Source organism: Streptomyces sp. NPDC104307, from assembly GCF_055584045.1.
In genome coordinates this window covers 179,569-204,676 of the sequence record NZ_JBVJMU010000002.1, presented here as the reverse complement: position 1 = coordinate 204,676, position 25,108 = coordinate 179,569, and the positions used below count along the sequence as shown (strand labels likewise).

General features: G+C 71.8%; 19 protein-coding genes. 13 read left to right on the top strand and 6 right to left on the bottom strand.

Going from position 1 to position 25,108, the window contains the following annotated elements; all coding sequences use genetic code 11:
- Positions 1-63 precede the first annotated feature (63 nt).
- The 4 genes from ACZ601_RS07600 (at position 64) to ACZ601_RS07585 (ending at position 5,777) form a co-directional block, all read left to right on the top strand.
- The gene (locus ACZ601_RS07600; protein ID WP_469534295.1) at positions 64-837 is read left to right on the top strand and encodes a hypothetical protein; all 774 of its coding nucleotides are present in this window, start codon (positions 64-66) and stop codon (positions 835-837) included.
- 171 nt (positions 838-1,008) lie between these two features.
- Complete coding sequence (locus ACZ601_RS07595; RefSeq protein ID WP_469534292.1) at positions 1,009-1,854, top strand: DegV family protein; 846 nt, start codon at positions 1,009-1,011, stop codon at positions 1,852-1,854.
- Positions 1,855-1,956: 102 nt separating this feature from the next.
- Entirely contained in the window at positions 1,957-3,138 is a 1,182-nt protein-coding gene (locus ACZ601_RS07590) for a ComEA family DNA-binding protein (RefSeq protein ID WP_469534289.1), read from the top strand.
- The gene (locus ACZ601_RS07585) at positions 3,135-5,777 is read left to right on the top strand and encodes a ComEC/Rec2 family competence protein (protein ID WP_469534286.1); all 2,643 of its coding nucleotides are present in this window, start codon (positions 3,135-3,137) and stop codon (positions 5,775-5,777) included. The genes ACZ601_RS07590 and ACZ601_RS07585 overlap by 4 nt, the downstream gene beginning before the upstream one ends.
- A gap of 53 nt (positions 5,778-5,830) precedes the next feature.
- Here the strand turns inward: ACZ601_RS07585 and ACZ601_RS07580 are convergent, their stop codons facing one another.
- Positions 5,831-6,286 carry a pyridoxamine 5'-phosphate oxidase family protein gene (locus ACZ601_RS07580; RefSeq protein ID WP_469534283.1) on the bottom strand — a complete coding sequence of 152 codons (456 nt, stop codon included), beginning with the start codon at positions 6,284-6,286 and terminating at the stop codon, positions 5,831-5,833.
- A 101-nt stretch (positions 6,287-6,387) separates the two neighbouring features.
- On the opposite strand from ACZ601_RS07580, the gene ACZ601_RS07575 reads away from it, so the two are divergent.
- Entirely contained in the window at positions 6,388-7,218 is an 831-nt protein-coding gene (locus ACZ601_RS07575; protein WP_469534280.1) for an arylamine N-acetyltransferase family protein, read from the top strand.
- A gap of 187 nt (positions 7,219-7,405) precedes the next feature.
- Positions 7,406-8,290, top strand: coding sequence for a YceI family protein (locus tag ACZ601_RS07570; RefSeq protein WP_440578102.1), 885 nt, complete (start codon positions 7,406-7,408; stop codon positions 8,288-8,290).
- A gap of 68 nt (positions 8,291-8,358) precedes the next feature.
- Here ACZ601_RS07570 and ACZ601_RS07565 read toward each other — a convergent pair whose 3' ends face one another.
- The gene (locus ACZ601_RS07565; protein ID WP_440578103.1) at positions 8,359-8,604 is read right to left on the bottom strand and encodes a hypothetical protein; all 246 of its coding nucleotides are present in this window, start codon (positions 8,602-8,604) and stop codon (positions 8,359-8,361) included.
- A gap of 113 nt (positions 8,605-8,717) precedes the next feature.
- Here ACZ601_RS07565 and holA point away from each other — a divergent pair, with 113 nt between their 5' ends.
- Complete coding sequence (gene holA / locus ACZ601_RS07560) at positions 8,718-9,704, top strand: DNA polymerase III subunit delta (protein WP_469534276.1); 987 nt, start codon at positions 8,718-8,720, stop codon at positions 9,702-9,704.
- A gap of 322 nt (positions 9,705-10,026) precedes the next feature.
- Here the strand turns inward: holA and rpsT are convergent, their stop codons facing one another.
- The gene (gene rpsT, locus ACZ601_RS07555) at positions 10,027-10,293 is read right to left on the bottom strand and encodes a 30S ribosomal protein S20 (RefSeq protein WP_024490123.1); all 267 of its coding nucleotides are present in this window, start codon (positions 10,291-10,293) and stop codon (positions 10,027-10,029) included.
- A 225-nt stretch (positions 10,294-10,518) separates the two neighbouring features.
- On the opposite strand from rpsT, the gene lepA reads away from it, so the two are divergent.
- From lepA to hemW, 4 genes are all read left to right on the top strand, one after another.
- On the top strand, positions 10,519-12,393 hold the full coding sequence (gene lepA, locus ACZ601_RS07550) for a translation elongation factor 4 (protein WP_469534272.1): 1,875 nt from the start codon (positions 10,519-10,521) through the stop codon (positions 12,391-12,393).
- 337 nt (positions 12,394-12,730) lie between these two features.
- The gene (locus tag ACZ601_RS07545; protein WP_469534269.1) at positions 12,731-14,620 is read left to right on the top strand and encodes an AMP-dependent synthetase/ligase; all 1,890 of its coding nucleotides are present in this window, start codon (positions 12,731-12,733) and stop codon (positions 14,618-14,620) included.
- 272 nt (positions 14,621-14,892) lie between these two features.
- The gene (locus ACZ601_RS07540) at positions 14,893-16,800 is read left to right on the top strand and encodes a SpoIIE family protein phosphatase (protein WP_469535258.1); all 1,908 of its coding nucleotides are present in this window, start codon (positions 14,893-14,895) and stop codon (positions 16,798-16,800) included.
- A gap of 93 nt (positions 16,801-16,893) precedes the next feature.
- On the top strand, positions 16,894-18,126 hold the full coding sequence (gene hemW / locus ACZ601_RS07535) for a radical SAM family heme chaperone HemW (protein ID WP_469534266.1): 1,233 nt from the start codon (positions 16,894-16,896) through the stop codon (positions 18,124-18,126).
- Positions 18,127-18,189: 63 nt separating this feature from the next.
- Here the strand turns inward: hemW and ACZ601_RS07530 are convergent, their stop codons facing one another.
- From ACZ601_RS07530 to ACZ601_RS07520, 3 genes are all read right to left on the bottom strand, one after another.
- Complete coding sequence (locus ACZ601_RS07530; RefSeq protein WP_469534263.1) at positions 18,190-21,054, bottom strand: type 1 periplasmic-binding domain-containing protein; 2,865 nt, start codon at positions 21,052-21,054, stop codon at positions 18,190-18,192.
- A gap of 117 nt (positions 21,055-21,171) precedes the next feature.
- Positions 21,172-21,990: a DUF3097 domain-containing protein gene (locus ACZ601_RS07525; RefSeq protein ID WP_469534260.1), complete on the bottom strand. Its 819-nt coding sequence runs from the start codon at positions 21,988-21,990 to the stop codon at positions 21,172-21,174.
- A 25-nt stretch (positions 21,991-22,015) separates the two neighbouring features.
- Positions 22,016-22,738 carry an MBL fold metallo-hydrolase gene (locus tag ACZ601_RS07520; RefSeq protein ID WP_469534257.1) on the bottom strand — a complete coding sequence of 241 codons (723 nt, stop codon included), beginning with the start codon at positions 22,736-22,738 and terminating at the stop codon, positions 22,016-22,018.
- 186 nt (positions 22,739-22,924) lie between these two features.
- On the opposite strand from ACZ601_RS07520, the gene hrcA reads away from it, so the two are divergent.
- Complete coding sequence (gene hrcA / locus ACZ601_RS07515; protein WP_440575525.1) at positions 22,925-23,941, top strand: heat-inducible transcriptional repressor HrcA; 1,017 nt, start codon at positions 22,925-22,927, stop codon at positions 23,939-23,941.
- Entirely contained in the window at positions 23,942-25,078 is a 1,137-nt protein-coding gene (dnaJ, locus tag ACZ601_RS07510) for a molecular chaperone DnaJ (protein WP_440575524.1), read from the top strand.
- Positions 25,079-25,108: the final 30 nt, after the last annotated feature.

The window sequence follows — 25,108 nt, the reverse complement described above, 5'->3', positions numbered from 1 at the left end:
CGTTTACGGTGGAGGGGCCGGTAAACACGTGTCGGCAGCCGTCACACCATCCGAGGGGCGCTCATGGAAGCCGTGATCCTGATCCTGGGGCTGCTCGTCGTGGCGTTCGTGGCCCTGGGCATCTATGTGAGCGTCAAGATCGTCCGGGCGGCCAGCCGCGGGGTGGACCGCACGATCACGCAGGCACGCCGCGCCGTGGAGGACACCACGCTGCGGGCGAAGAGCTACGGGCAGGTGGGCGTCGTCGGGGAGCTCGCCCAGCTGCGCCTCTCGCTGCGCACCTCGATGCGGGCCACCCAGGAGGCCCTGCAGACGGGCGTGACCGAGGACGCCTCGCTGTCCGAGTCACTGGGTCTCTTCCAGCGGCTGAGCGTGCACGGCCGTGAGCTGGACGACGAGCTGAAGAGGCTGGAGCGGGAGCCCGACAAGAAGACGGTGGGCTCGTTGCTGCCCGGCCTCAAGAAGCGCACCGGTGAGATCACGCGCTCCGCGGATTCGCTGCGCTGGGCGGCGCGTGACCGGGCCCGCCAGTTCGCCGACGACGACCTGGCCACGCTGAACGAGCAGATCGACGTGGAGGCCGGCGCGCTGCGGCACTGGACGACGGAGGAGCCGGTTCCGGGAGAGCAGGAGCCGCCGGGAGCGCCCGGAGCCCCCGGGAGCGCCCGTCGACAGGGGCAGGGGCAGGGGCAGGGACACGGACACGGACACGGACACGGACAGGGCAACGGGCTGCCGGGAGACGCTGGGATCGCGGAGGCCATCACGGCTGCGGACCCGAGGCAGCAGACCACGTATCCGTGGCAGAAGTCGGCGCGGCCCGAGACCACGAACTGAAGCAGAGAACATCCCGTGCGGCGGCACACAGGCGTGGTGCCGGGGCCACCGTGCTGACCGGCGCGCCGAACGGTACCGGGCATGGCAGGATGCGGCTCGAAGCGACCGGAACTGATCATTCGGGCAGGGTCGGACTGCCGAGCCACCACGCCGGAAGGTAACCTCCCGCTCATGTCCCGCCATGTCGCGATCGTCACCGATTCAACGGCCTACCTGCCGCCCGAGGCGATGGAACGGCATGGCATCACTGCGGTGCCGCTGACCGTCGTCCTCGGCGACCAGGCGCTCCAGGAGGGCACCGAGATCTCGGCCCGCTCCCTCGCGCTGGCGCTCCAGAAGCGCCGCCCCGTGACGACGTCCCGGCCCAGCCCCGAGGTGTTCGCCGCCACCTACCGTGCGGCCGCCGAGGCCGGTGTGAGCGGCGTCGTCTCGCTGCACCTGTCCGGGGAGTTCTCCGGCACGTACGACGCCGCCGTGCTGGCGGCGAAGGACGCGCCGGTTCCGGTGCGGGTGGTGGACACCGGGATGGTCGCCATGGCCCTCGGCTTCTGTGCCCTGGCGGCGGCGGAGGCCGCGGACGGGGGCGGCAGCCTGGACGATGCGGTGGCGGCCGCAGAGAAGCGTGCGGCGGGCACGTCCACGTACTTCTACGTCGACACCCTGGACTACCTGCGCCGCGGCGGCAGGATCGGTGCCGCACAGGCACTGCTCGGCTCGGCCCTGGCCGTGAAGCCGCTGCTCCAGTTGGACGGCGGACGCATCGAACTGCTGGAGAAGGTGCGAACGGCCTCGAAGGCCATCGCCCGGCTGGAGGAGATCGTCGCCGAGCGGGCGGGCAGCGGGCGGGTGGACATCGCGGTGCATCACCTGGCGGCGCCGGAACGGGCCGAGCGACTGGCCGAGCGGCTGGCCGAGCGCGTTCCCGGGCTGGTCGATCTCCATGTCAGCGAGGTGGGCGCGGTGATCGGCGCGCACACCGGCCCGGGGCTGCTGGGAGCCGTGATCTCGCCGCGCTGATGTCACCGTCCGGAGTGGTGGAGTTATCCACAACGGGAAGGTTTTCCACCGTAATTGGGTGGGCTCAGCGGGTTCCGGCCGAAGTGCCTAACGTCGTGAGGCATGGCTTCCCGATCACATCGTGCAACCAGTGGACCCGGCGGCGGAATCCGCCGTACCGGCCCCTTCGGCCGGACGGGCTCCTTCGGCAGGACCGGCTCCTTCGGCAGGACCGGCGGACCCGGCAGCGGGCCCGGCCGCGCCCCCGGCTCGGACGGGCGTGCGGCCCGGAGCGGGGCGGGCTACGGACCCGGCCGGCGGCGCACGCCGGACCGCGCCGCCGCCGCTGTGGCCTCGCGCTCCCGTGCGGACGCGCTCATGGCGGGCGGGTACGAGCGGCGGGTGGCCCGGCATGCGGCGGGCACGGACCCGGGTCCGGGGCCGGTCCCGGCAGCGGGCGCGGTGGACACGGCTTCCGCGGTGGACGCGGCTTCCGCCGTGGAAGTGGAAGCCGTGGAAGCGGCCATTCCGGAGCCGCCGGTCGGGCCGGAGCCTCGGGCTGAACGGGCGGGGTGGTGGGCGCGGTCGGTTCCCGCGCTGCGGGACAGGCTGCCGATGTGGGTGCAGCTCAGATGCGGTCTGGAGCCAAGGGCCCTTGCCGCGCTCGCCGTTGTCCTGATGACGGCGGCCGTCTTCGCCGGGGTGCACTTCTGGTCCGAGCGCCCCGAAGGCGTGCGTGCCCCGGATTCCGTCAGCGAGGCCGGGCACACCGCTGTGCCGCCCGCCGACGTGGACCCGGCGTCCGGCGGGGCGGGTGCGCCCGAGCCGTCCCCCGGGCCACCACCCGCGGTCGGGGGGACCGGCGGGCGGATCGTGGTGGATGTGAGCGGGAAGGTGCGGCGGCCCGGAATTCACCGGCTGCCGTCCGGCGCCCGGGTCACCGACGCGCTTGAGGCGGCGGGCGGGGTCCGGCCAGGCGTGGATCTCGACGGCCTCAACCGGGCCCGGGTGCTCGTGGACGGGGAACAGATCCTGGTGGGCGCACCGCCCGGCACGGTTCCTGCGGGTGGCGGTGGCGGTGGTGCTGGTCCGACGGCCACGGGGCCCGCCACCGGACCGGTGAGCCTCAGTGGCGCGACCGCCGATCAGCTCGAAACCCTGCCCGGAGTGGGGCCCGTCCTCGCCCAGCACATCGTCGACTACCGCACCCAGCACGGTGGTTTCCGGTCCGTCGACGAACTCCACGAGGTCACGGGGATCGGTGACCGTCGGTTCGCCGACCTCCAGCCCCTGGTGCGGCCGTGAGCGCCGTGGACGTCCACACGGCGTCGGGCCGGCGGCTCGGGGACGCCGATCCCCGGCAGGAGGGTCCGGCCGATCTGCGACTGGTTGCTCCGGCGCTGGCGGCCTGGGCCTCGGCCGCGCTGACGGTGGGGGCTCCGGGCCGGTGGGCGGCGGCAGGGGTGGTGCTCTGCCTCGGAGCGGCCATGGTCCTCCTGGCCGTGGCTGGATCCCGGCGTGTGCCTGGATTCGGGGCCGGGGCGGGAGTCCCGTATGGGGCGGGCGCCCTGCCCGCGCAAGGACCCCCGGCTGGGTCGGGAGTCCGGACCGGGTCGGGGATTCCGGCCGTCCGTTCCGTTCGGCGGCGTGCGGACACGGTGGGCGATGGGCGGTGGCGTCCGCACGCGACGACGGCTGCGGCGGTGCTCCTCTGCGCGGCCGCCGGGGCGGCGTCGGCCGGGCTGCACAGCGCAGACGCGCGGCAGGGGCCGGTACCCGCGCTGGCCCGGCAATTCGCGAGGATCGAGGCGGAGGTCACCCTCACCTCCGACGCCCGCCAGACCTTCCCCCGGGTACGCGGTGACCACAGCACTCCCGCCGCCCTGCTCCTGGACGCCGAGATCACCCGGCTGCGGACGGGGCCCGGCGGCACGGTGGCCCGGCTGCGCACGCCGGTGCTGGTCATCGTCACACCCGGCGGTGCGGCGGAGCAGTGGCAGCGGCTGCTGCCCTCCACTCGGTTACGGATCAGCGGCCGGCTGGCGCCACCGCTGCACGGCGGGGAGCGGACCGTCGCGGTTCTCCGCCCCACAGGTAAGGGCCCGCCCCGCGTCACCGGCCCGCCCACGCTCCTCCAGCGCACTGCGGGCGGCCTGCGCGCCGGGCTGCGCACCGCCACCGAGGGACTCCACCCCGATGCGCGGGCGCTCCTGCCCGGACTGGTCGTCGGTGACACCACCCGGATCACGCCGGAACTGCACGACGCGTTCAGGGCGACCGACCTCACCCATCTGATGGCGGTCTCGGGTGCCAACCTGGCGATCCTCCTGGTCCTGCTCATCGGACCGCCCGGCGGCGCCCTGCGGGCCGAACGTCGTGGACTGGCACCCTTGCTGGGGATCTCGTTGCGGATGACCGCCCTGCTCGGCGGCGTACTGACGCTCGCGTTCGTCCTCGTCTGCCGGCCCGAACCCAGTGTGCTGCGGGCCGCGGCCTGCGGCCTGATCACACTGCTCGCCATCGGTACCGGGCGGCGCAGGACCCTGATCCCCGCGCTGGCCGCCGCCGTTCTGCTGCTGGTGCTCTACGACCCCTGGCTGGCGCGCGGTTACGGATTCGTCCTGTCGGTCCTGGCCACCGGCGCGCTCCTGACCATCGCCCCCCGGTGGAGCGGCGCGCTGCAACGGCGCCGGGTGCCGCCCCGGTTGGCCGAGGCGCTGGCTGCCGCGGCGGCGGCGCAGGCGGTGTGCTCGCCCGTCGTGGTGCTGCTCGCCTCCCGGGTGAGTCTGGTCGCGATCCCGTGCAACCTGCTGGCCGAGTTCGCGGTGGCGCCGGCCACGGTGCTCGGGTTCGCCGCGCTGGCACTGGCTCCGGTGGCCATGCCGGTGGCCGGGCTGCTCGCCCGGGTGGCGGGGTGGCCGGCCGGGTGGATCGCCTCGGTGGCCCGGACCGGTGCGGCGCTGCCCGGTGCGGAGATCGACTGGCCCGACGGGAGGGCGGGCGCGCTGCTGCTGGCCGTGCTGACCGGGCTGGTGGTGCTGTGCGCCCGGCGCGTCGGACGGCATCCCTGGGTGTGCTGTGCCGCGGCGCTGCTCCTGGTGCTCGCGGTGGTGCGCCCGGTGCCGCTGACCCGGGCGCTGACCGGGTGGCCGCCACCCGGGTGGGCGTTCGCGATGTGCGACGTGGGCCAGGGTGACGCCCTGGTGCTCGCGGCGGGGCCCGGCTCGGGTGTGGTCGTCGACACCGGACCGGATCCCCGGCTCGCGGACCGGTGCCTGCGTGACCTGGGGATCACCCGCGTCCCGTTGTTGCTGCTGACTCATTTTCACGCAGACCACGTCCGGGGTCTGCCCGGTGTTCTGCGGGGCAGGGCGGTGGGCGAGATCCAGACGACGAGCCTGGACGAACCTCCGGAGCAGGCCGCGTTCGTGACGAGAACGGCAGCGGCGGCCCGGGTCTCCGTGGTGCGCGCCGTCCCCGGTGAGCGCCGCCGGATCGGCGCGCTCGACTGGCAGGTGCTGTGGCCGGTGGGCGGTGCGGCCGCGGGTCCGGCGGGTCAGCCGGCGGGGCCCCTGCCGCAGGGGCCGAACGATGCCAGTGTCACCCTGTTCGTACGGACCGGCGGGCTCACCCTGCTGCTCCCCGGTGACCTCGAACCCCCGGCCCAGCAGCGGCTGTTGCGCAGCTATCCGGCTCTCCCGAGGGTGGATGTGCTCAAGGTCGCCCACCACGGCTCGGCATACCAGGACGCCGCCCTGCTCCGGGCCGTGCATCCGAGGTTCGCCCTGGTCAGTGTGGGTCGGGACAACCCGTACGGGCATCCGGCCGCCGGCACGGTCGAGACGCTCAGGGCCGGGGGAGCGGTGGTGCTCCGCACCGACAGGGACGGTGCGATCGCGGTGACGGGCGCCGGGCCGGGGCTGCGGGCGGTGGGCCGGTCATGACCCAGCCGTCGGTACAGCCACCTTCTGCCGGGCGCCGGTTCACCGTGCTGGGCTCAGTCCAGCCACCGGCCGTCGGCCATCAGTTCACGGCCGGCCTGCTCGTTCACCTCGCGCCACGCCTTGATCGCGGTCGGAGTGAAGCGCAGGTACACCCAGGCGGGGCTGTTCCGCAGGTCCCAGTCGAACTTGGCGGCGAAGACGTCGCCCGACTCCGGGGCCAGGTCCGCCCCTTCGATCACCTCGGCCGTCGCCTCGATGAGGACCACATCGCGGGTGTGACCCACCGCGATCCGGGCCTGCCCGGCCGGTGTCACGTTGACCGCGGTGGGGTTGGTGCGCCGGGTGGCCATCAGCAGCGTCCCCCGGTCCCACACGAACCACAGTGGCACCAGGGTCGGTACGCCTTCCGGCGAGGCGGTGGACACCCACGCGTCCTCGTCCTGCTCCAGGCGGTCGAGTGCGTCCTGCTTGCGCTGTTCCCTGCTGCGGGCCGGCTCGTGCTTCGTCATGTCCCGCACGCTAGCCAGTGCACCCGGCACCGCGCTTCCGTCGCCGGTCCTAGGACCACCGCCTCATGGCGGGCCGCCGGGCACCGGGACAGACTGCCGGGATGGACCCGCACTCGCCGCACACCGTCGACTCCTACCTGGCACGCATCGGCGCCACTCGGCCCGCCCGCGCCGACGCGGCGGCACTGCGCGAGCTGCAACTGCGCCACCTCACCGCCGTGCCCTTCGAGAACCTCTCGATCCATCTCGGCGAGGACATCGTGCTGGAGGAGCAGGCGCTCCTCGACAAGGTCGTGGCCGGCCGCCGCGGCGGGTTCTGCTATGAACTCAACGGGGCCTTCGCCGCGCTGCTGCGGGAACTCGGCTTCGACGTCACGCTGCTCCAGGCCCGGGTCCACGGCAAGGACGGGGAGCCCGGCATCCCGTACGACCACCTGGCGCTCCGCGTGGAGACGGACGACGGCACCGGCCCGTGGCTCGCGGACGTCGGCTTCGGTGACCACGCCCAGCAGCCGCTCCTGCTCGACGACCCCACCGACCAGGAGGACCCGCGCGGCACCTTCCGGATCAGACGGGCCGCCGGGGAGGGCGGCGAGCGCTACGGGGACGTCGAGGTGCTGCGTGACGGTGCGCCGCAGTTCCTGCTGGACCTGCGGCCCCGGGTGCTGGCGGACTTCCGGGCCGGTGCCTGGTACCACCGCACGTCACCCGACTCCGGCTTCACCCGGTCCACGGTCTGCTCCCGTTTCACCGCCGCCGGCCGGATCACGCTCAGTGGCCGCAAGCTCGTCACGACGGTCGGCGGCGAGCGGCACGAGACCCCGCTGGGGGGTGATGAGGAGGTGCTCGCCGCTTATCGCGAGCACTTCGGACTCGACCTCGACCGGCTGCCCACCGTCCGCAGGGACGGTCCGTCCGCCCCGAATGGGTGACACACACAAACGGAGTGACAAATTCGGACCTTCGGTAACACCTCCGCCCAAGCGCCGTCGAGATGTTCTGTTTGCCTCGAACACCACAAGGGTGATCGAATGCGTACTCGTCGGCGGGCCGCTGCTCCGACAACGAAGTCCAGCCATCCGGCCCCAAGGTGAAGACGCCCCCGGGGAGTACGTGAAGATGTTCGGCCGTTGGCTCGGAAACAAGGGAGCGACGGGTGCCGTGCGCGGCAGCGCCCTCGCGGGACTCGCCGTACCGGACTCGGCGGGAGTCCTCAGCTGCCGAGTGCTCGACCCGGTCAACGAAGCTGTCCGGCAGGCCGACTTCGTGGTCACGGACGCCACTGGGCGCAAGGTCGTCGCCGGTGAGACGGACCCGTACGGCAATGTCCTCGCCACCGTTCCGGCGGGGGAGTACCGGCTGGCCGTCACGGCCGAGGGCTTCACCCCGTTCCACGGCTCGGCCTCGGTTGCCGAGGGCGAGAACGCTGGTCTGGGCGATGTGACCCTTCAGGTGTCCGCGCCGCCGCAGCTGCCCGAGCCGGGTGAGTGGGAGATCGAGCCGATGCACTCGCAGATCGGCTTCACGGCCCGGCATATCGGGATGGCCCGCATCCACGGCCGGTTCAACACCTTCGCGGGCGCGGTCCGGATCGCCGACCGCATGGAGAACTCGGCCATGCACGTGATCATCGACGCCGCCTCGATCGACACGAACGTCCAGATGCGCGACGACCATCTGCGCTCCGGCGACTTCCTCGACGTCGGCCACTATCCGACGCTGGAGTTCTACAGCGATCGGTTCGTCCACCGCGGCGGCACCCGATGGGGGGTGAGCGGCGCGCTCACCCTGCACGGCGTGAGCCGTACGGTCACGCTGGACACCCACTACCTCGGCGTCGGCAGCGGCCTGGAGGGCGAGACGCGGGCCGCCTGCCGGGCCACCACCGAGCTGCACCGCGAGGACTTCACCCTCACCTGGCAGACGATGCTGGCCCGTGGGATCGCCGCTGTCGGCTCCAGCATCTCCATAGACATGGACATCCAGATCGTCCCGAAGGGCTGAGCCCGGCCTGACGGGTCCCGGACTCGTCCTGACGGGTCCCGAAGGTGCTGAGCCCGTCCTGACCCTCCCTAAGGGGTCTCCAGCCATCCCTCGTACTCCGCGGCGAACCCGTCGAGGGCCGAGGCGTCCAGCCGTCGGTCCGGGTCCTCCACGACCACCAGCCACTGGGCGTCCTCCGCGTCGTCCTCGCCGGCCAGGGCGTCGCGTACGAGCTGCGGCTCCTCGGTGACCCCGAACCGGTCGGACAGCTCGTCCGCCACCTCCTGCGCCGTATCGCGGTCGGGCAGCACCAGTACATGTCTCACATCGCTCACCCGCCCATTCTCCGGCACGGGCGGCGAAGGTCCCGACCGTGGGCGGCCCGGAGAACGGCGGCCCGGACCGTGGCCGGCCGGGCTGTCAGTGGCGCGTGGGATGCTGGACGGCGATGGCCACCAGAAGGAATTCCACCGACGACCCGCTCGCCCCGCTCACGCTCGCCGTGGGCCAGGAGGACCTGCTCCTGGACCGCGCCGTGCAGCAGGTGGTGGCGGCGGCCCGCGCGTCCGACGCCGATACGGACGTCCGGGACCTCACCTCCGACCAGCTCCAGCCGGGCACGCTCGCCGAGCTGACGAGCCCGTCGCTCTTCGCGGAGCGCAAGGTGGTGATCGTGCGCAACGCGCAGGATCTCGCCGCTGACACGGTCAAGGACGTCAAGAAGTACCTGGACGATCCGGTCGAGGAGATCACGCTCGTGCTGTTGCACGCGGGCGGCGCCAAGGGCAAGGGCCTTCTGGAGGCGGCCCGCAAGGCGGGTGCGCGGGAGGTCGCCTGCCCGAAGACCACCAAGCCGGCCGAGCGGCTCTCCTTCGTACGAGGTGAGTTCCGGGCGCTGGGGCGCTCGGCGACGCCGGAGGCATGCCAGTCGCTGGTCGATTCCATCGGCAGCGATCTGCGGGAGCTGGCGAGTGCGGTGTCGCAGCTCGTCGCGGACGTCGAGGGCACGATCGACGAGGCGGTCGTCGCGCGCTACTACACGGGGCGTGCGGAGGCATCGAGCTTCACGGTCGCCGACCGGGCTGTCGAGGGGCGGGCGGCGGAGGCGCTGGAGGCGCTGCGCTGGTCGCTGTCGACGGGGGTGGCGGCCGTCCTGATCACCAGCGCGCTCGCTCAGGGGGTGCGGGCGATCGGCAAGCTGTCGTCGGCGCGCGGGGGGCGGCCGGCGGATCTCGCCCGTGAGCTGGGCATGCCGCCGTGGAAGATCGACCGGGTGCGGCAGCAGATGCGCGGGTGGACGCCTGACGGGGTCGCGGTGGCGCTGCGGGCGGTCGCGGACGCGGACGCGGGGGTCAAGGGGGGCGGGGACGATCCGGCGTACGCGCTGGAGAAGGCCGTGGTGGCGGTGGCGCGGGCGGCTCGGGCGGGGCGGTAGCGGGGGCGGCGGTGCCGTTCGGTGGGCCCGCGGTGTCCTCAATCGCCGGACGGGCTTGAACTTGCCGTTCGGGCGTCCTCAAGCGCCGGACGGGCTGGGTTCTGCCGGGCCGGTGCTTGATTGGGGTGGGGCCTTGTCCGGTGCGTGTGTATGACGAAGGCCCCGGTGTTTCCCTGGGGAGGGGAACGAGCGGGGCCTTCGGTCTGTGCTTGGTGCGCCGCACCCGCGTGGCGAACGCAGGTTCGGTGTGCGGCGCGGGGTGCCGGTCGGGAGCGGGAGAGAGGGCCCGCTGGGTCCCGTTCCGGCGATCACATCAGAATGCTCAGCCCTGGAGGGTGGCAACCTTGGTGGCCAGCGCCGACTTCTTGTTGGCGGCGGCGTTCTTGTGGATGACACCCTTCGAGACAGCCTTGTCGAGCGCACGGGAGGCGTCGCGAACGGCCACAGTGGCCTTCTCGGCGTCACCCGCGACGACGGCCTCGCGGGCCTTGCGGATTGCGGTCTTGAGCGACGACTTGACGGCCTTGTTGCGCAGGCGCGCCTTCTCGTTGGTCTTGTTCCGCTTGATCTGGGACTTGATGTTCGCCACGAAAGAGCCTTTTCAGGTTCGTTGGATCTTCGATGTGCGCCCTGCGGCAGGAATGCCACGAGGCACAGCTGTCCACGGTAGCAGCCGCGCTCCGACCGGCCCAAACCGCTCTCCGCTCCGCGGGCGTGGGACGATGGGAGCTACGTACAGATCCGAGTACAGATCCGACCGACCCGACATCGACCCGAGACACGGCGTTCGGCGTCTCAAGAATCAGGACCCTGCGTGCCCGCGACTCCTCTCCACGTGCCCGAGCCGAGCCGTACCGACCCGGCGCTGATCCGCAATTTCTGCATCATCGCGCACATCGACCACGGCAAGTCGACCCTTGCCGACCGGATGCTCCAGCTGACCGGTGTGGTCGACCAGCGGCAGATGCGCGCTCAGTACCTCGACCGGATGGACATCGAGCGCGAGCGTGGCATCACCATCAAGTCCCAGGCGGTACGGCTGCCCTGGGCGCCCACCGTCGGCGAGGACCAGGGCCGCACCCACGTCCTCAACATGATCGACACCCCGGGCCACGTCGACTTCACCTACGAGGTCTCCCGCTCGCTCGCGGCCTGTGAGGGCACGGTCCTGCTGGTCGACGCCGCGCAGGGCATCGAGGCCCAGACCCTCGCCAACCTCTACCTGGCGATGGAGAACGACCTCACCATCGTCCCGGTGCTCAACAAGATCGACCTTCCGGCCGCCCAGCCCGAGAAGTTCTCCGAGGAGCTGGCCAACCTCATCGGCTGCCAGCCGGAGGATGTGCTGAAGGTCTCCGCCAAGACCGGTGTCGGGGTCGACGCGCTGCTGGACCGGGTGGTCAGGGACGTCCCGGCGCCGGTCGGCAAGGCCGACGCCCCGGCCCGCGCGATGATCTTCGACTCGGTCTACGACTCGTACCGCGGTGTCGTGACGTACGTCCGTGTCGTCGACGGTTCGCTGAACAAGCGCGAGCGCATCCGGATGATGTCGACCGGCGCCACCCACGAGCTGCTGGAGATCGGCGTCTCCTCCCCGGAGATGACGCCGTCCGACGGCATCGGCGTCGGTGAGGTCGGCTACATCATCACCGGAGTGAAGGACGTCCGGCAGTCCAAGGTCGGTGACACGATCACCTCCCTGAACAAGGGGGCGACCGAGGCGCTGGGCGGCTACAAGGACCCCAAGCCGATGGTGTTCTCCGGCCTGTACCCGCTGGACGGATCGGACTACCCGGACCTGCGCGAGGCCCTCGACAAGCTCCAGCTCAACGACGCCGCCCTGGTGTACGAGCCGGAGACCTCCGCGGCGCTCGGCTTCGGCTTCCGGGTCGGCTTCCTCGGCCTGCTCCACCTCGACGTGGTCCGGGAGCGGCTGGAGCGGGAGTTCGGCCTCGACCTCATCGCCACCGCGCCCAACGTGGTCTACCGGGTCGAGATGGAGGACGGCACCGAGCACACCGTCACCAACCCGAGTGAATTCCCCGAGGGCAAGATCGACAAGGTGCACGAGCCGGTCGTCCGGGCCACGGTCCTGGCGCCCAGCGAGTTCATCGGCGCGATCATGGAGCTGTGCCAGCAGCGCCGCGGCACCCTCATCGGCATGGACTACCTCTCCGAGGACCGGGTCGAGATCCGCTACACCCTGCCGCTCGCCGAGATCGTCTTCGACTTCTTCGACCAGCTGAAGTCCAAGACCCGCGGCTACGCCTCGCTCGACTACGAGCCCACCGGTGAGCAGTCCGCAGAGCTGGTCAAGGTCGACATCCTGCTGCACGGCGACAAGGTCGACGCGTTCTCCGCGGTCACGCACAAGGACAAGGCGTACGCCTACGGCGTCCGGCTCGTCGCCAAGCTGCAGAAGCTCATCCCCCGGCAGAACTTCGAGGTGCCGATCCAGGCGGCCATCGGCTCCCGGGTCATCGCCCGTGAGACGGTCCGCGCCATCCGCAAGGATGTCCTCGCCAAGTGCTACGGCGGTGACATCTCCCGTAAGCGGAAGCTTCTGGAGAAGCAGAAGGAAGGCAAGAAGCGGATGAAGATGGTCGGCAACGTGGAGGTGCCGCAGGACGCGTTCATCTCCGTACTGTCGACCGACGAGTCCGCCGGGGACGGCAAGGCCAAGAAGTGACCCCTGCGCCCGCCCGCAGAGCCTACTGATCGGTAGACCCATGGGCCCCCGCATCGCAGAACGCTGCGGCGCGGGGGCCCGTTCGTTATGAAGCGGGGTTCGATTGCCCCTTACGCGGCGGACGCGGGCGCTCTACCCTGATCACGACTTCGTAGTTACTCATGAGTTAAACAAGCGCGAGCCAGACAAGCGCGAGCCAAGCACGCAGGATCAAGCACGCAGGATCAAGCACGCAGGATCAAGCACCAGACACAAGCGGAGAGCAAACCCACACGCGGAGAGCGAACCGCGAACCAGCAGCCGGTCGTGAAGCACTGCCGTAGGCCCGGAGGATGTCGTGAGCGACGCACAGACCATGATCGAGAACCGTCCGCCGTCCGTGGCGACCCTCTTCATCGACCGGGTGGCCGCCACCCCGGACGCCGAGGCGTACCGCTACCCCGTCCCCGCGGCCGACGGCCGGGGCGCCGACGAGTGGAAGTCACTCAGCTGGGCGCAGGCCGCCGAGCGGGTGTACGCCATCGGGGCCGGGCTGATCTCGCTGGGGATACTGCCCGAGGAGCGCGTCGCGCTCGCCGCGTCCACCCGGGTCGAGTGGATCCTCGTCGACCTCGGCGTCATGTGCGCGGGCGCCGCGACCACCACGATCTACCCCTCCACCAACACCGAGGAATCGGCGTTCATCCTCTCCGACTCCCAGAGCCGGGTACTGATCGCCGAGGACGCCGTACAGCTGGCCAAGGCCCGGGAGCGCCGAGCCGAGCTGCCGGACCTCGCCCACGTCGTCGTCATCGACCCCGAGGGCGCCGGACCGGCCGAGGGCGACCCGGAGGGCTGGGTGCTCACGCTGGCCGATCTGGAGGCGCGGGGCGCCGAGCACCTGGCGAAGAACCCCGCCGCGATCACCGAGCGGGTCGACGCGATCACCCCCGAGCAGCTCGCGACCCTCATCTACACCTCCGGCACCACCGGCCGCCCCAAGGGCGTGCGGCTCCCGCACGACAACTGGTCGTACATGGCCAAGGCCACCGTCTCCACCGGCCTGATCACCAAGGACGACGTCCAGTACCTCTGGCTGCCGCTCGCACACGTCTTCGGCAAGGTCCTCACCTCCGGCCAGATCGAGGTGGGACACGTCACCGCCGTCGACGGCCGGGTCGACAAGATCATCGAGAATCTGCCGGTCGTCCAGCCGACGTACATGGCCGCCGTCCCCCGGATCTTCGAGAAGGTCTACAACGGCGTCGCGGCCAAGGCCCGTGCCGGTGGCGCGGCCAAGTACAAGATCTTCCAGTGGGCGGCCGGGGTCGCCCGTGAGTACGCGAAGGTCTCCCAGGACAACTTCCGGCGCACCGGCACCGCCTCCGTGCCCTTCGCGCTCGGCGCCAAGCACAAGGTCGCGGACACCCTGGTCTTCGCGAAGATCCGCGAGGCCTTCGGTGGCCGGCTCCGCGCCTGCGTCTCCGGTTCCGCGGCCCTCGCACCCGACATCGGCTTCTTCTTCGCGGGCGCCGGCATCCACATCCTGGAGGGCTACGGCCTCACCGAGACCAGCGCCGCCTCCTTCGTCAACCCGGGCGAGTCCTACCGCACCGGCACGGTCGGCAAGCCGCTCCCCGGCACCGAGGTGCGGATCGCGGACGACGGCGAGATCGTGCTGCGCGGGCCCGGTCTGATGCAGGGCTACCAGGGGCTGCCGGACAAGACCGCAGAGGTGCTGGAGGCCGACGGCTGGTTCCACACCGGGGACATCGGTGAGCTGTCCGTGGACGGCTACCTCCGGATCACCGACCGCAAGAAGGACCTGATCAAGACGTCGGGCGGCAAGTACATCGCCCCGGCCGAGGTCGAGGGCCAGTTCAAGGCGGTGTGCCCGTTCGTCTCGAACATCCTGGTGCACGGCGCGGACCGTAACTTCTGCACCGCGCTGATCGCCCTCGACGAGCCGACCATCCTCGGCTGGGCCGCGGAGAACGGCCTGGCGGGGAAGTCGTACGCGGACGTCGTGGCGGCCCCGCGGACCGTCGAGCTGATCGACGGCTATGTGAAGCGCCTCAACGAGGGTCTTCAGCGCTGGCAGACCATCAAGAAGTTCCGGCTGCTCCCGCGTGACCTGGACATCGAGCACGGTGAGGTGACGCCCAGCCTCAAGCTGAAGCGGCCCGTCGTCGAGCGCGCCTACAAGAATCTGATCGAGGACATGTACGCGGGCTCCCGCGAGGCGTGAGGGCGGCCGGCAACCCCGGTTCCGGCTGCCCGGCCCCCGCGCTCCGGCGCGGGGGCCGGACGCGACCCCTGCGCCGGGGCTGGTGTGGGGGCCGGACGCGCCCCCCACGCCCGCCCCGGCGTGCGCTCCGGCGCTCGCTTCTTCGCTCACTTCGGTAACTCGGCGCGTGCGGGGTTGGCCGATCTGTCACTCTGTCCCTGTCGTCAGCGGCGCAAGAGCGAGAACAGGCAGAGCCAGAACAGGTCAGGAGCCGCCCGGTGGGGTCCATTCCCTTGCAGCGGGACATCGTGCAACGTCCCGGAACCAGCGCCGAGTCCACGGGCAGCCAGCCGGTCGCCCGTACGAGTCTGCCCGGGAACCTGCTCGCGCCCGCCGCGGCCCGGCGGTTCGTCGCGGCGGCGCTCGCCGAGTGGAGCGGGCTCGGCCTGCCCGCCGCGGTGGGGTTCAGCGACCGGCTGTCCGACGACGCGGCGGTGATCGTCAGCGAACTGGTCACCAACGCCGTCGTGCACGCCGGGACCAACGTCGAACTGCTCTTCCGGCTGGAGGAGGCGACGGAGGAAGAGGCGTCCGCGCTGGTGCTGGAGGTCTCCGACCACCACCCGGCCCGTGCGGTGCGCAGCGACGGCAGCGAGAACGGCGCCGGATCCGACGGCGCGGCCGGACCGGGGGAGCCCGCCGAGTACGGGCGCGGGCTGGAACTCGTCGCCACCCTCTCGGAGCGCTGGGGCATCACCTACCGCACCGGCCTCAAGACCGTCTGGGCCCGGCTCCCCGTCGACGACTGGAACCCCTTCACGGACGCCCGCACGGAACCCGGCTTCCAGCAGGGCCTGCGCGCCGCCGAACTCCTCGCCCCCACCGCCCGGCGCGCCCTGCGGGACGACGCGGACTGGGCCGGACGCGGCGCGCTCTCGTTCCTCGCGGAGGCCTCCGACCTGCTCGCCGGGCAGCTCGACGAGGACATCGTGGCCGCGCTCGCCGGACAGTTACTGGTTCCCAGGCTCGCCGACTGGTGCGCGATCTGGCTGGAGCCGGAGAGCGGCGGCCGGGCGGCCGTCCCCCGGCTCGCCAAGGTCTGGCACATCGACGAGAACCGCACCGATCCGTTGCGCGAGGTGCTGGAGGGCGACCCGCTCCGGCTCCCCGAGCGGGTCGGCACCGGCCCCGTCTCGATCCCGTGGCCCGGCAGCGCGGAGGACACCGAGCCGACGGACGGGAGCGAGGGCGTCGCCCTCGCGTACCGGATCACCTCCGGCGGCCGGAACCTGGGCGCCGTGCTCGTCGGCCGCGAGGGCATCGCCCGGGTCCCCGACGAGGTGACCGCCCTGATAGAGGACTTCGTGCGCCGGGTCGGCCTCGCCGTGGGCGCGGCCCGCGCCTACACCCGGCAGGCGACCATCAGCCGCATCCTGCAGCGCGGACTGCTGCCCAGCAAGGTCGCGGACATACCGGGCGTGGCCAGTTCGCTGGTCTACGAACCCAGCGACGACGGGGTGGTCGGCGGTGATTTCTACGACATCTTCCCGTGCCCCGGCGACCGCTGGTGCTTCGTCCTGGGCGACGTCCAGGGCAGCGGTCCCGAGGCCGCCGTCGTCACCGGCCTCGCCCGCCCCTGGCTGCGGCTGCTGGCCCGGGAGGGCTTCCAGGTCGGTGAGGTGCTGGTCCGGCTCAACCGGCTGCTCCTCGACGACGCCATGGAGGCCGCGGAGGCGGCTGCGCTGATGGTCGCCGCCGCGGGCGGCCAGCAGTCGGCGGAGAGCGGGCCCCGGTTCCTGTCCCTGCTGTACGGGGAGCTGGTGCCGCTGCCGGACGGGGGCGCGCGCTGCACCCTGGCGAGCGCCGGCCACCCGCTGCCGCTGCTGCTGCGCCCCGACGGCACGGTGCGGATCGCCGCGGAGCCGCAGCTGCTGCTCGGTGTCGTCGACGACGCTACGTACGAGAGCCAGAGCTTCGACCTGGCCCCAGGCGACAGCCTGCTGTGCGTCACCGACGGGGTGACGGAGCGGCGCTCGGGCCCGGTGATGTTCGACGACGGCGACGGGCTGGCACAGGCGCTGGCCGACTGCGCGGGGCTGAGTGCCGAGGGGATCGCGGAGCGCATCAACCAGGCGGTGCACTCCTTCGCGGAGCGCCCGCCGGACGACGACCTGGCGCTGCTGGTCCTCCAGGCCCTTTAGGCAGTGTCTTGCCGATCAGGGTCGGATCAGGCCGCGGCGGGCCGGTCACGGGGGTGGCGTCCGTTCGCCGGGCGGCGCGCGACAATGGACGGTATGCCTTCCGTACTGCCCGATGGTGAGCCCGTGCCCGACGACGGGGCGCTGCCCCGCCATGCCCTGGAAGGCGCCGCAGACCGGCCGCTCGGCTTCTACCTGCATGTGCCGTACTGCGCGACCCGCTGCGGCTACTGCGACTTCAACACCTACACCGCCACCGAGCTGCGCGGCTCCGGAGGCGCCCTGGCCTCCCGGGACAACTACGCCTCCCATCTGACCGGTGAGGTCCGCCAGGCACGCAAGGTCCTCGGTGACGACCCCCGGCCGGTCCGTACGGTCTTCGTCGGCGGCGGTACGCCGACCCTGCTGGCCGCCGCCGATCTGGTCTCGATGCTGGGCGCGATCCGGGAGGAGTTCGGGCTCGCGGAGGACGCCGAGATCACCACGGAGGCCAATCCGGAGTCGGTCGGCCCGGCGTACCTGGCCGAGCTGCGCGAGGGCGGCTTCAACCGGATCTCCTTCGGGATGCAGAGCGCCCGGCAGCACGTGCTGAAGATCCTCGACCGCACGCACACCCCGGGCCGCCCCGAGGCCTGTGTCGCGGAGGCGCGGGCGGCCGGCTTCGAGCACGTCAACCTCGACCTGATCTACGGCACCCCCGGCGAGTCCGACGACGACTGGCGGGCCTCGCTGGACGCGGCGATCGGCGCGGGGCCCGACCACGTCTCCGCGTACGCCCTGATCGTCGAGGAGGGCACCCAGCTGGCCCGCCGGATCAAGCGGGGCGAGATCCCGATGACGGACGACGACGCGCACGCCGACCGCTATCTCATCGCGGACGAGGCGATGGCCGCAGCCGGCTTCTCCTGGTACGAGGTGTCGAACTGGTCCCGGACGCCGGAGGGCCGCTGTCTGCACAACGAGCTGTACTGGCGCGGCGCCGACTGGTGGGGCGCCGGGCCCGGGGCACACAGCCACGTCGGCGGCGTGCGCTGGTGGAACGTGAAGCACCCGGGGGCGTACGCGCAGGCGCTGGCCGAGGGGCGGTCGCCCGGAGCGGGACGCGAGATCCTCTCCGCGGAGGACCGCCGCGTCGAGCGCATCCTGCTGGAACTGCGGCTCTCCGACGGCTGCCCGCTGTCCCTGCTCGCCCCGGCCGGGCTCGCGGCGGCCCGGCGCGCCGTGGACGAGGGTCTGCTGGAGCCCGGACCGTTCGCGGACGGCCTGGCCGTGCTGACCCTGCGGGGGCGGCTGCTGGCCGACGCGGTGGTGCGGGACCTGGTGGACTGAGCAGGAGCGCGGGCCTGGTGGACTGTGCACAGGCGCGGGGCGGCCTTCCAGGACGGGGCCGCCTCACCCCACCGGGCAGCCGGCCGGGGTGAGCTTGTCGGCCCCGGCCGGCCGGCCGCAGATCACCCTGCTGTGGATCCGGCCGTCCGGATAGGTGATCTCGACGACGTCGAGACCGTGGCCGGCCTGTGCCTCGTACGGGATGAAGCCGCGGAACGTGACGGTGCCGGTGGGCATCGACCGCAGGTTCACCGCGTACAGGTTCGCCCACGTCTCGGCGGCGCTGTTCACCTTGTCGTTGTGGCTGGCGGCGTCGTACAGGGCGGCCGTCGCGTTGTACGAGATCACCGACTGCCCGCTGGCGAACAGGCCGTCCTCGTACGGCCTGGCGGCGGGCAGCCGGGGCAGGGTCCGGCCCTCGGGCAGCAGGCCCTCCAGGGTCCGGTGTGCCTCCGGGTAGAAACCGTCGGCCCGGCCTCGGCCCATCGGGGCGAGGGCCGTGTGGTAGAGCGTGACGTCCTCCGCGAGATCCGTGCTGTCCGCGAACCGGGCCTTGGTCAGGTCGTCGCCGGTGAAGACCGTGATCGGCTTTCCCGCGCAGCCCTGGGCGAGCCTGCCCATCAGATTGTTGACGTCCTCGACCCGGCCGGCGAAGTACAGGGCGTCCGGTGCCGGGTCCGCCTCGCAGATCTTCTGGACCGGCTTGTCGAGATCGGCGCTGTTGCGGCGGCCGAGGCTGTACTCCGCCAGCGCCGACAGCTTGAACCCGGCCTTCTTCAGCATCGCGCCGCCCACCTTGCGCTGCTCGACCGTGTAGCGGTCCTTGTCGTTGTTGCCGAGGCGCCGGGAGAGCACGAGGGCCCGAGGGTGCGCGGACTTCCCGGCCACCTGCCGGGCCACCAGGGCCATCGCGTCGGCCTGCTCCTCGTCGGTCGCCGCGATCCCGAAGTAGTTCGAGTAGCCCTTGGCCAGATAGCCGCCGGAGTTGGTCGTGTCCACCACCGGGAGACCGGCCTCCTGAAGCAGCCCGGTGGCCTGCGGACTGTCGGTCGTGTCGCGCCCGAGCCCGACCACACCGACGACGCTGGGGTCCTCCTCGGCCACCTCGATGATCTTCTTCACCGCCGGTATCTGCTGGAGCATGTCCTGCCCGCCGTTGGCGGTCAGCACCTTGAGCTTGACGGAGAAGTCCAGCTTGTTGGTGTGGTGCTGGTACAGATACACCCCCGTCAGCTCCTCCAGGGCCTTACGGGTGCCCTCCGGGGACGTGGCGGTGAACGGGCCCGCGTAGATGACGGTGACGTAGTCGTCCCCGGGCACGATGGCGGCGTTCTCCTCCTCCACCGCCCGCTCGATCCGGTCGAACGTGACGCCCTTGCCGGAGCCGTCCAGTGACAGATCGTTGCCCGCCGCGAACCGCACCCGCGTCGTCGTCGAGACGCCTATGCACTCCTTCGCCCCGCCGCCGGGCCCCGCGAGCTTCACCGAGTCCGTGTTCACGTCGGTGAGCGGACCGTGGCAGTACCGGTCCGCCAGCTCACCGCTCACCAGGAAGGTGGCCAGCAGGGCGCCGACCAGGAGGCACGCCAGGGTGGTACGCGACATCACCCACCAGACCCACGTCCGGCGCACGCGCTCCGTGACCAGCTGCGCGTGCGCGTGCTCATGGGTCAGCTGCTCGGTCGAGAGCGGCAGCCGCAGCACCCAGGCGAGGGTGGCGGCGGCCGTCGGAGACTGCCCGATGCTGAGATGGCTGATCCAGTCGTCGTAACGGGCCCGCGCGGCACCGGTGTGGGTGGGCAGCGGATCAGCGGGCAGCGGCGGGGTGTGCCGCAGTATCTCGGCGGCCGGCAACGAGGCCAGGAGCAGCAGCGGGTCCACCTCGCTGCGCCGGGAGCGGACGTTGTTGATGGCGTTGATCAGCTGGATGCCGCCGTTGCTCTGGCAGGCGGTGGGCAGGAACACCACGGGCGGTACGGTGCGCTTCCCGCGCCGCCAGTCCAGCGCGTGGGGGCGGTAGTTGTTCCGCAGGTCCTCCAACAGTGCCTGGACCCGCAGCTCCAGGTGGAACTGGCGGGACTGCTCGTCGCCCGCCGCCGCGTCGGCCACCCGCCCCGCGACCACAGCGGCCCGGACCCGGATGACCCGCCACGATCCGCTGGGCGAGAACCGGGACCAGCCGTCGGACGGGTACCCGGTACTGGCAGCGGCCAGCGAGGAGGTGGTGGCGAACCACCTGCTGGCCCGCCGCAGCCACAGCAGCGGCGGCGCCGACGTCGTCACCAGCCGCACGACGGCGAGCCCCAGCACCGCGCCCACGGCCACCAGGGCGGTGGGCACCCAGCCGATCTCGCCGAGCAGCACCCCGAGCACCGCGATCACGACGGCCCCGAGGAACGTCTCCGGCCGCACCGACTCCCGGAACGCGCCCAGCCAGTTGCGCGGACCGTGCCGGCCGACCCGCCAGCGCAGGGTGCTCAGCTGCTCCAGAATGCGTTCGTCGCGCTCCTCGGGCGAGCCGCCCCGGTCCGGCTCCCGCACCACGGCGGCGGTGGCCTGCTCGATGGCGCCGAGCAGCCGCGAGCGGGGAAAGGCGAAGGGCTTGAACTGCGAGCTGCTCCGGGTCTCCCACGGCTTCTCGGTCAGCGTGCGGACCATGTCCAGGGCCGCCTCGTACGGCGTCCCGCCACGGCCGTCGAGCAGCTTCAGCGGCACCCGGCGCAGCTGGTTGGCGTGGTGGATCTGGCGCACGATCTGCTCGACCCTGGCATCCACGGCGGACGGGACGTCGGCGTCGGCGGCCTGGAGGACCACCAGCGGCATCACCGGCCGGTTGTCCCGGTACCGGTCGATCAGCTGCTGCACGAAGTGGAAGACGGCCGAGGCCGCCTCGTTGTCCGCACTGTCCCGCCATACCTCGCGCGCCATCGCCCCCGTGCCTTCCCTCGCGAAGAGAGCCAGGAAACACTCAATAACCGATGATGCGTGCGAGGCGCAGGGAATTGTAGGGATCAGCCCGGGATTGGCGGGAAGACCCGCCGGATATCAGGCGGGAAGCGTGACGAAATCAATCAATTCCTCGACCCGGCCCAGGAGTTCGGGCTCCAGGTCCCGGTAGGAGCGGACCGAGGACAGAATCCGCTGCCAGGCCGCACCGGTGTTTTCCGGCCACCCCAGCGAACGGCACACCCCGGTCTTCCAGTCCTGGCCGCGCGGCACCACCGGCCAGCCGCCGATCCCCACGGACGACGGCTTCACCGCCTCCCACACGTCGATGTACGGATGGCCGACCACCAGGACGTTCCCGTCGGTGACCTGCGCCGCGATGCGGGACTCCTTGGAACCCGGCACCAGATGGTCGACCAGCACGCCCAGGCGCGCGTCCGGCCCCGGGGAGAACTCGCGCACGATCGCCGGGAGGTCGTCGATGCCCTCCAGGTACTCGACGACCACGCCCTCGATGCGGAGGTCGTCGCCCCAGACCCGCTCGACCAGCTCCGCGTCGTGCCGCCCCTCCACGTAGATCCGCCCGGCCCGCGCCACCCGTGCCCGCGCCCCGGGGACCGCCACCGAGCCGGAAGCCGTGCGGGCGGGGCGGACGGGGCCGCCGGCCGACGGACGTACGAGTGTCACCACCCGGCCCTCCAGCAGGAAGCCGCGCGGCGCCATGGGGAAGACCCGGTGCTTGCCGAACCGGTCCTCCAGGGTCACCACCGGCCCCTCGGCCGTCTTCTCGCAGCGGATCACCGCACCGCAGAATCCGGTGACGGCCTCCTCCACGACCAGATCCGGCTCTGCGGGCACCTCGGGGGCGGGGGCGGACTTCTTCCACGGCGGGGTCAGGTCCGGCTGATAGCTGCGCATCGCACGACGATAGGACGCGACGGCCTCACGACACGCCGAAGCGGTGCGCCAACGCGTCGCGCTGTGACCGGACGAACGCGGCGTCCACCACCGCTCCGTGACCCGGCACGTACAGCGCGTCCTCACCCCCCAGCGCCAGCAGCCGGTCCAGCGCGGCCGGCCAGCGGGAGACCATCGCGTCCGGACCGGCCTGCGGCTCGCCGGACTCCTCGACCAGGTCGCCGCAGAGGACGACCGGGGGCGAGCCGGGCACCAGCACCGCCAGATCGTGCCCGCTGTGCGCGGGGCCCACCTCGGCCAGCAGCACCCGGCGGCCGCCGCCGAGGTCGAGCGTCCGCTCCCCGCGCACCTGGTGCCGCGGGACCGCCAGGGCATCCACGGCCCGTGCCGCCTCCCGCTCGGGAACTCCGTGCGCGACGGCGGACCGGCGCAGTTCCTCCGCCTCCGTCCGCAGCAGCTCCGGCAGTCCGGCCGCCCCGTACACCCGTGCCCCGGCGAAGGCGGCCGTGCCCAGTACATGGTCGAAATGCGGATGACTCAGTGCGACATGTGTCACGCTCCGGCCGGTCAGCCGGCTGATCTGGTCACGCAGTTCGGCGCCCTCCCGGAGCGTCGAGCCGGTGTCGCAGAGCAGTACCCCGTCCGCTCCGGCCACCAGCGCGGCCGTCGCGTCCCAGCCCGGCAGCCGCCGCCGGCCCATTCCGTCACCCAACCGCTCCCAGCCGAACTCTTCCCAAGCGACGTCCATACGGCGACGCTATCGGCAACGACCTGCGCGGTCTCGCGGTAGCGTGGCCGGTCGCCCTTGCTAGGGGCCCACCCCGTCGCCGTACACTGACCGGGGAGATTGCTGGCACTCGAATGGACAGAGTGCCAGGAGGTGTCCCGGGAACGACCCGAGATCGACCGAGGTAGACAGCTGGAGGTGTGCGCGATGCTCAGCGAACGCAGACTCGAAGTGCTGCGCGCCATCGTCCAGGACTATGTCGGCACCGAGGAGCCCGTCGGCTCCAAGGCGCTCACGGAGCGGCACGCGCTGGGGGTCTCCCCGGCCACCGTCCGCAACGACATGGCGGTGCTGGAGGACGAGGGCTTCATCGCCCAGCCCCACACCAGTGCGGGGCGCATCCCGACGGACAAGGGCTACCGGCTCTTCGTCGACCGGCTCGCGGGCGTCAAGCCCCTGTCGTCGCCGGAGCGCAGGGCCATTCAGAATTTCCTCGACGGCGCGGTCGACCTCGACGATGTCGTGGGACGTACCGTACGGCTGCTCGCGCAGCTGACCCGGCAGGTCGCCGTCGTGCAGTACCCCTCGCTGACCCGCTCGACGGTGCGGCACGTGGAACTGCTGCTCCTGGCCCCCGCCCGGCTGATGCTCGTGCTGATCACGGACACCGGCCGGGTCGAACAGCGGCTGGTCGACTGCCAGACGCCGTTCGGTGAGACCTCTCTCGCCGATCTGCGGGCCCGGCTCAACAGCCGGGTGGTGGGACGCCGCTTCGCGGACGTCCCGCAGCTGGTGCAGGACCTGCCGGAATCCTTCGAGAGCGAGGACCGGGCGACCGTGTCCACCGTGCTCTCGATCCTGCTCGAAACCCTCGTCGAGGAGACGGAGGAGCGGCTGATGATCGGCGGCACCTCCAACCTCACCCGCTTCGGGCACGACTTCCCCGTGATGATCCGGCCGGTGCTGGAGGCATTGGAGGAGCAGGTCGTGCTGCTGAAGCTGCTCGGCGAGGCCAAGGACTCGGGCATGACCGTACGAATCGGGCACGAGAACGCCCACGAGGGACTCAACTCCACGTCCGTCGTCGCGGTCGGCTACGGTTCGGGCGACGAGGCAGTCGCCAAACTCGGCGTGGTCGGACCGACCCGCATGGACTACCCCGGAACGATGGGAGCGGTACGCGCAGTGGCACGTTACGTCGGACAGATCCTGGCGGAGTCGTAAGTGGCCACGGACTACTACGCCGTACTCGGCGTGCGCCGCGACGCTTCGCAGGACGAGATCAAGAAGGCATTCCGGCGGCTCGCACGCGAGCTGCATCCGGATGTGAACCCCGATCCGAAGACCCAGGAGCGGTTCAAGGAGATCAACGCCGCTTACGAGGTCCTCTCGGACGCGCAGAAGAAGCAGGTGTACGACCTCGGCGGCGACCCGCTGTCCGCCCAGGGCGGAGGTGGCGCGGGCGGATTCGGACAGGGCGGCTTCGGCAACTTCTCCGACATCATGGACGCGTTCTTCGGCACGGCGTCGCAGCGCGGACCCCGTTCGCGCACCCGGCGCGGCCAGGACGCCATGATCCGGCTGGAGATCGACCTCTCGGAGGCGGCCTTCGGCACGACCAAGGACATCCAGGTCGACACGGCCGTCGTCTGTACGACCTGTAGCGGAGAGGGTGCCGCGCCCGGCACCTCGGCCCAGACCTGTGACATGTGCCGGGGCCGCGGCGAGGTCTCCCAGGTCACCCGGTCGTTCCTCGGCCAGGTCATGACCTCACGGCCCTGCCCGCAGTGCCAGGGCTTCGGCACGGTCGTGCCGACCCCCTGCCCGGAGTGCGCCGGAGACGGCCGCATCCGCTCGCGGCGCACCCTCACCGTGAAGATCCCCGCAGGGGTCGACAACGGCACCCGTATCCAGCTCGCGGGCGAGGGCGAGGTCGGCCCCGGCGGCGGCCCGGCCGGTGACCTCTACGTCGAGATCCACGAGCTGCCGCACGCGGTGTTCCAGCGGCGCGGCGACGATCTGCACTGCACGGTCACCATCCCGATGACGGCGGGCGCCATCGGCACCAAGGTGCCGCTGGAGACGCTCGACGGCCTGGAGGAGGTCGACATCAGGCCGGGCACCCAGTCCGGCCAGTCGGTCCCGCTGCACGGGCGCGGCATCACACACCTGCGGGGCGGCGGTCGCGGCGACCTGATCGTGCACGTCGAGGTGATGACCCCGACGAAGATGGACCCCGAGCAGGAACGCCTCCTGCGGGAGCTGGCGAAACTGCGTGGCGAGGAGCGGCCCACCGGCCAGTTCCAGCCCGGCCAGCAGGGCCTGTTCTCCCGTCTCAAGGACGCGTTCAACGGGCGCTGATCCCACGCGTCACCACCGTACGGGCCCGGA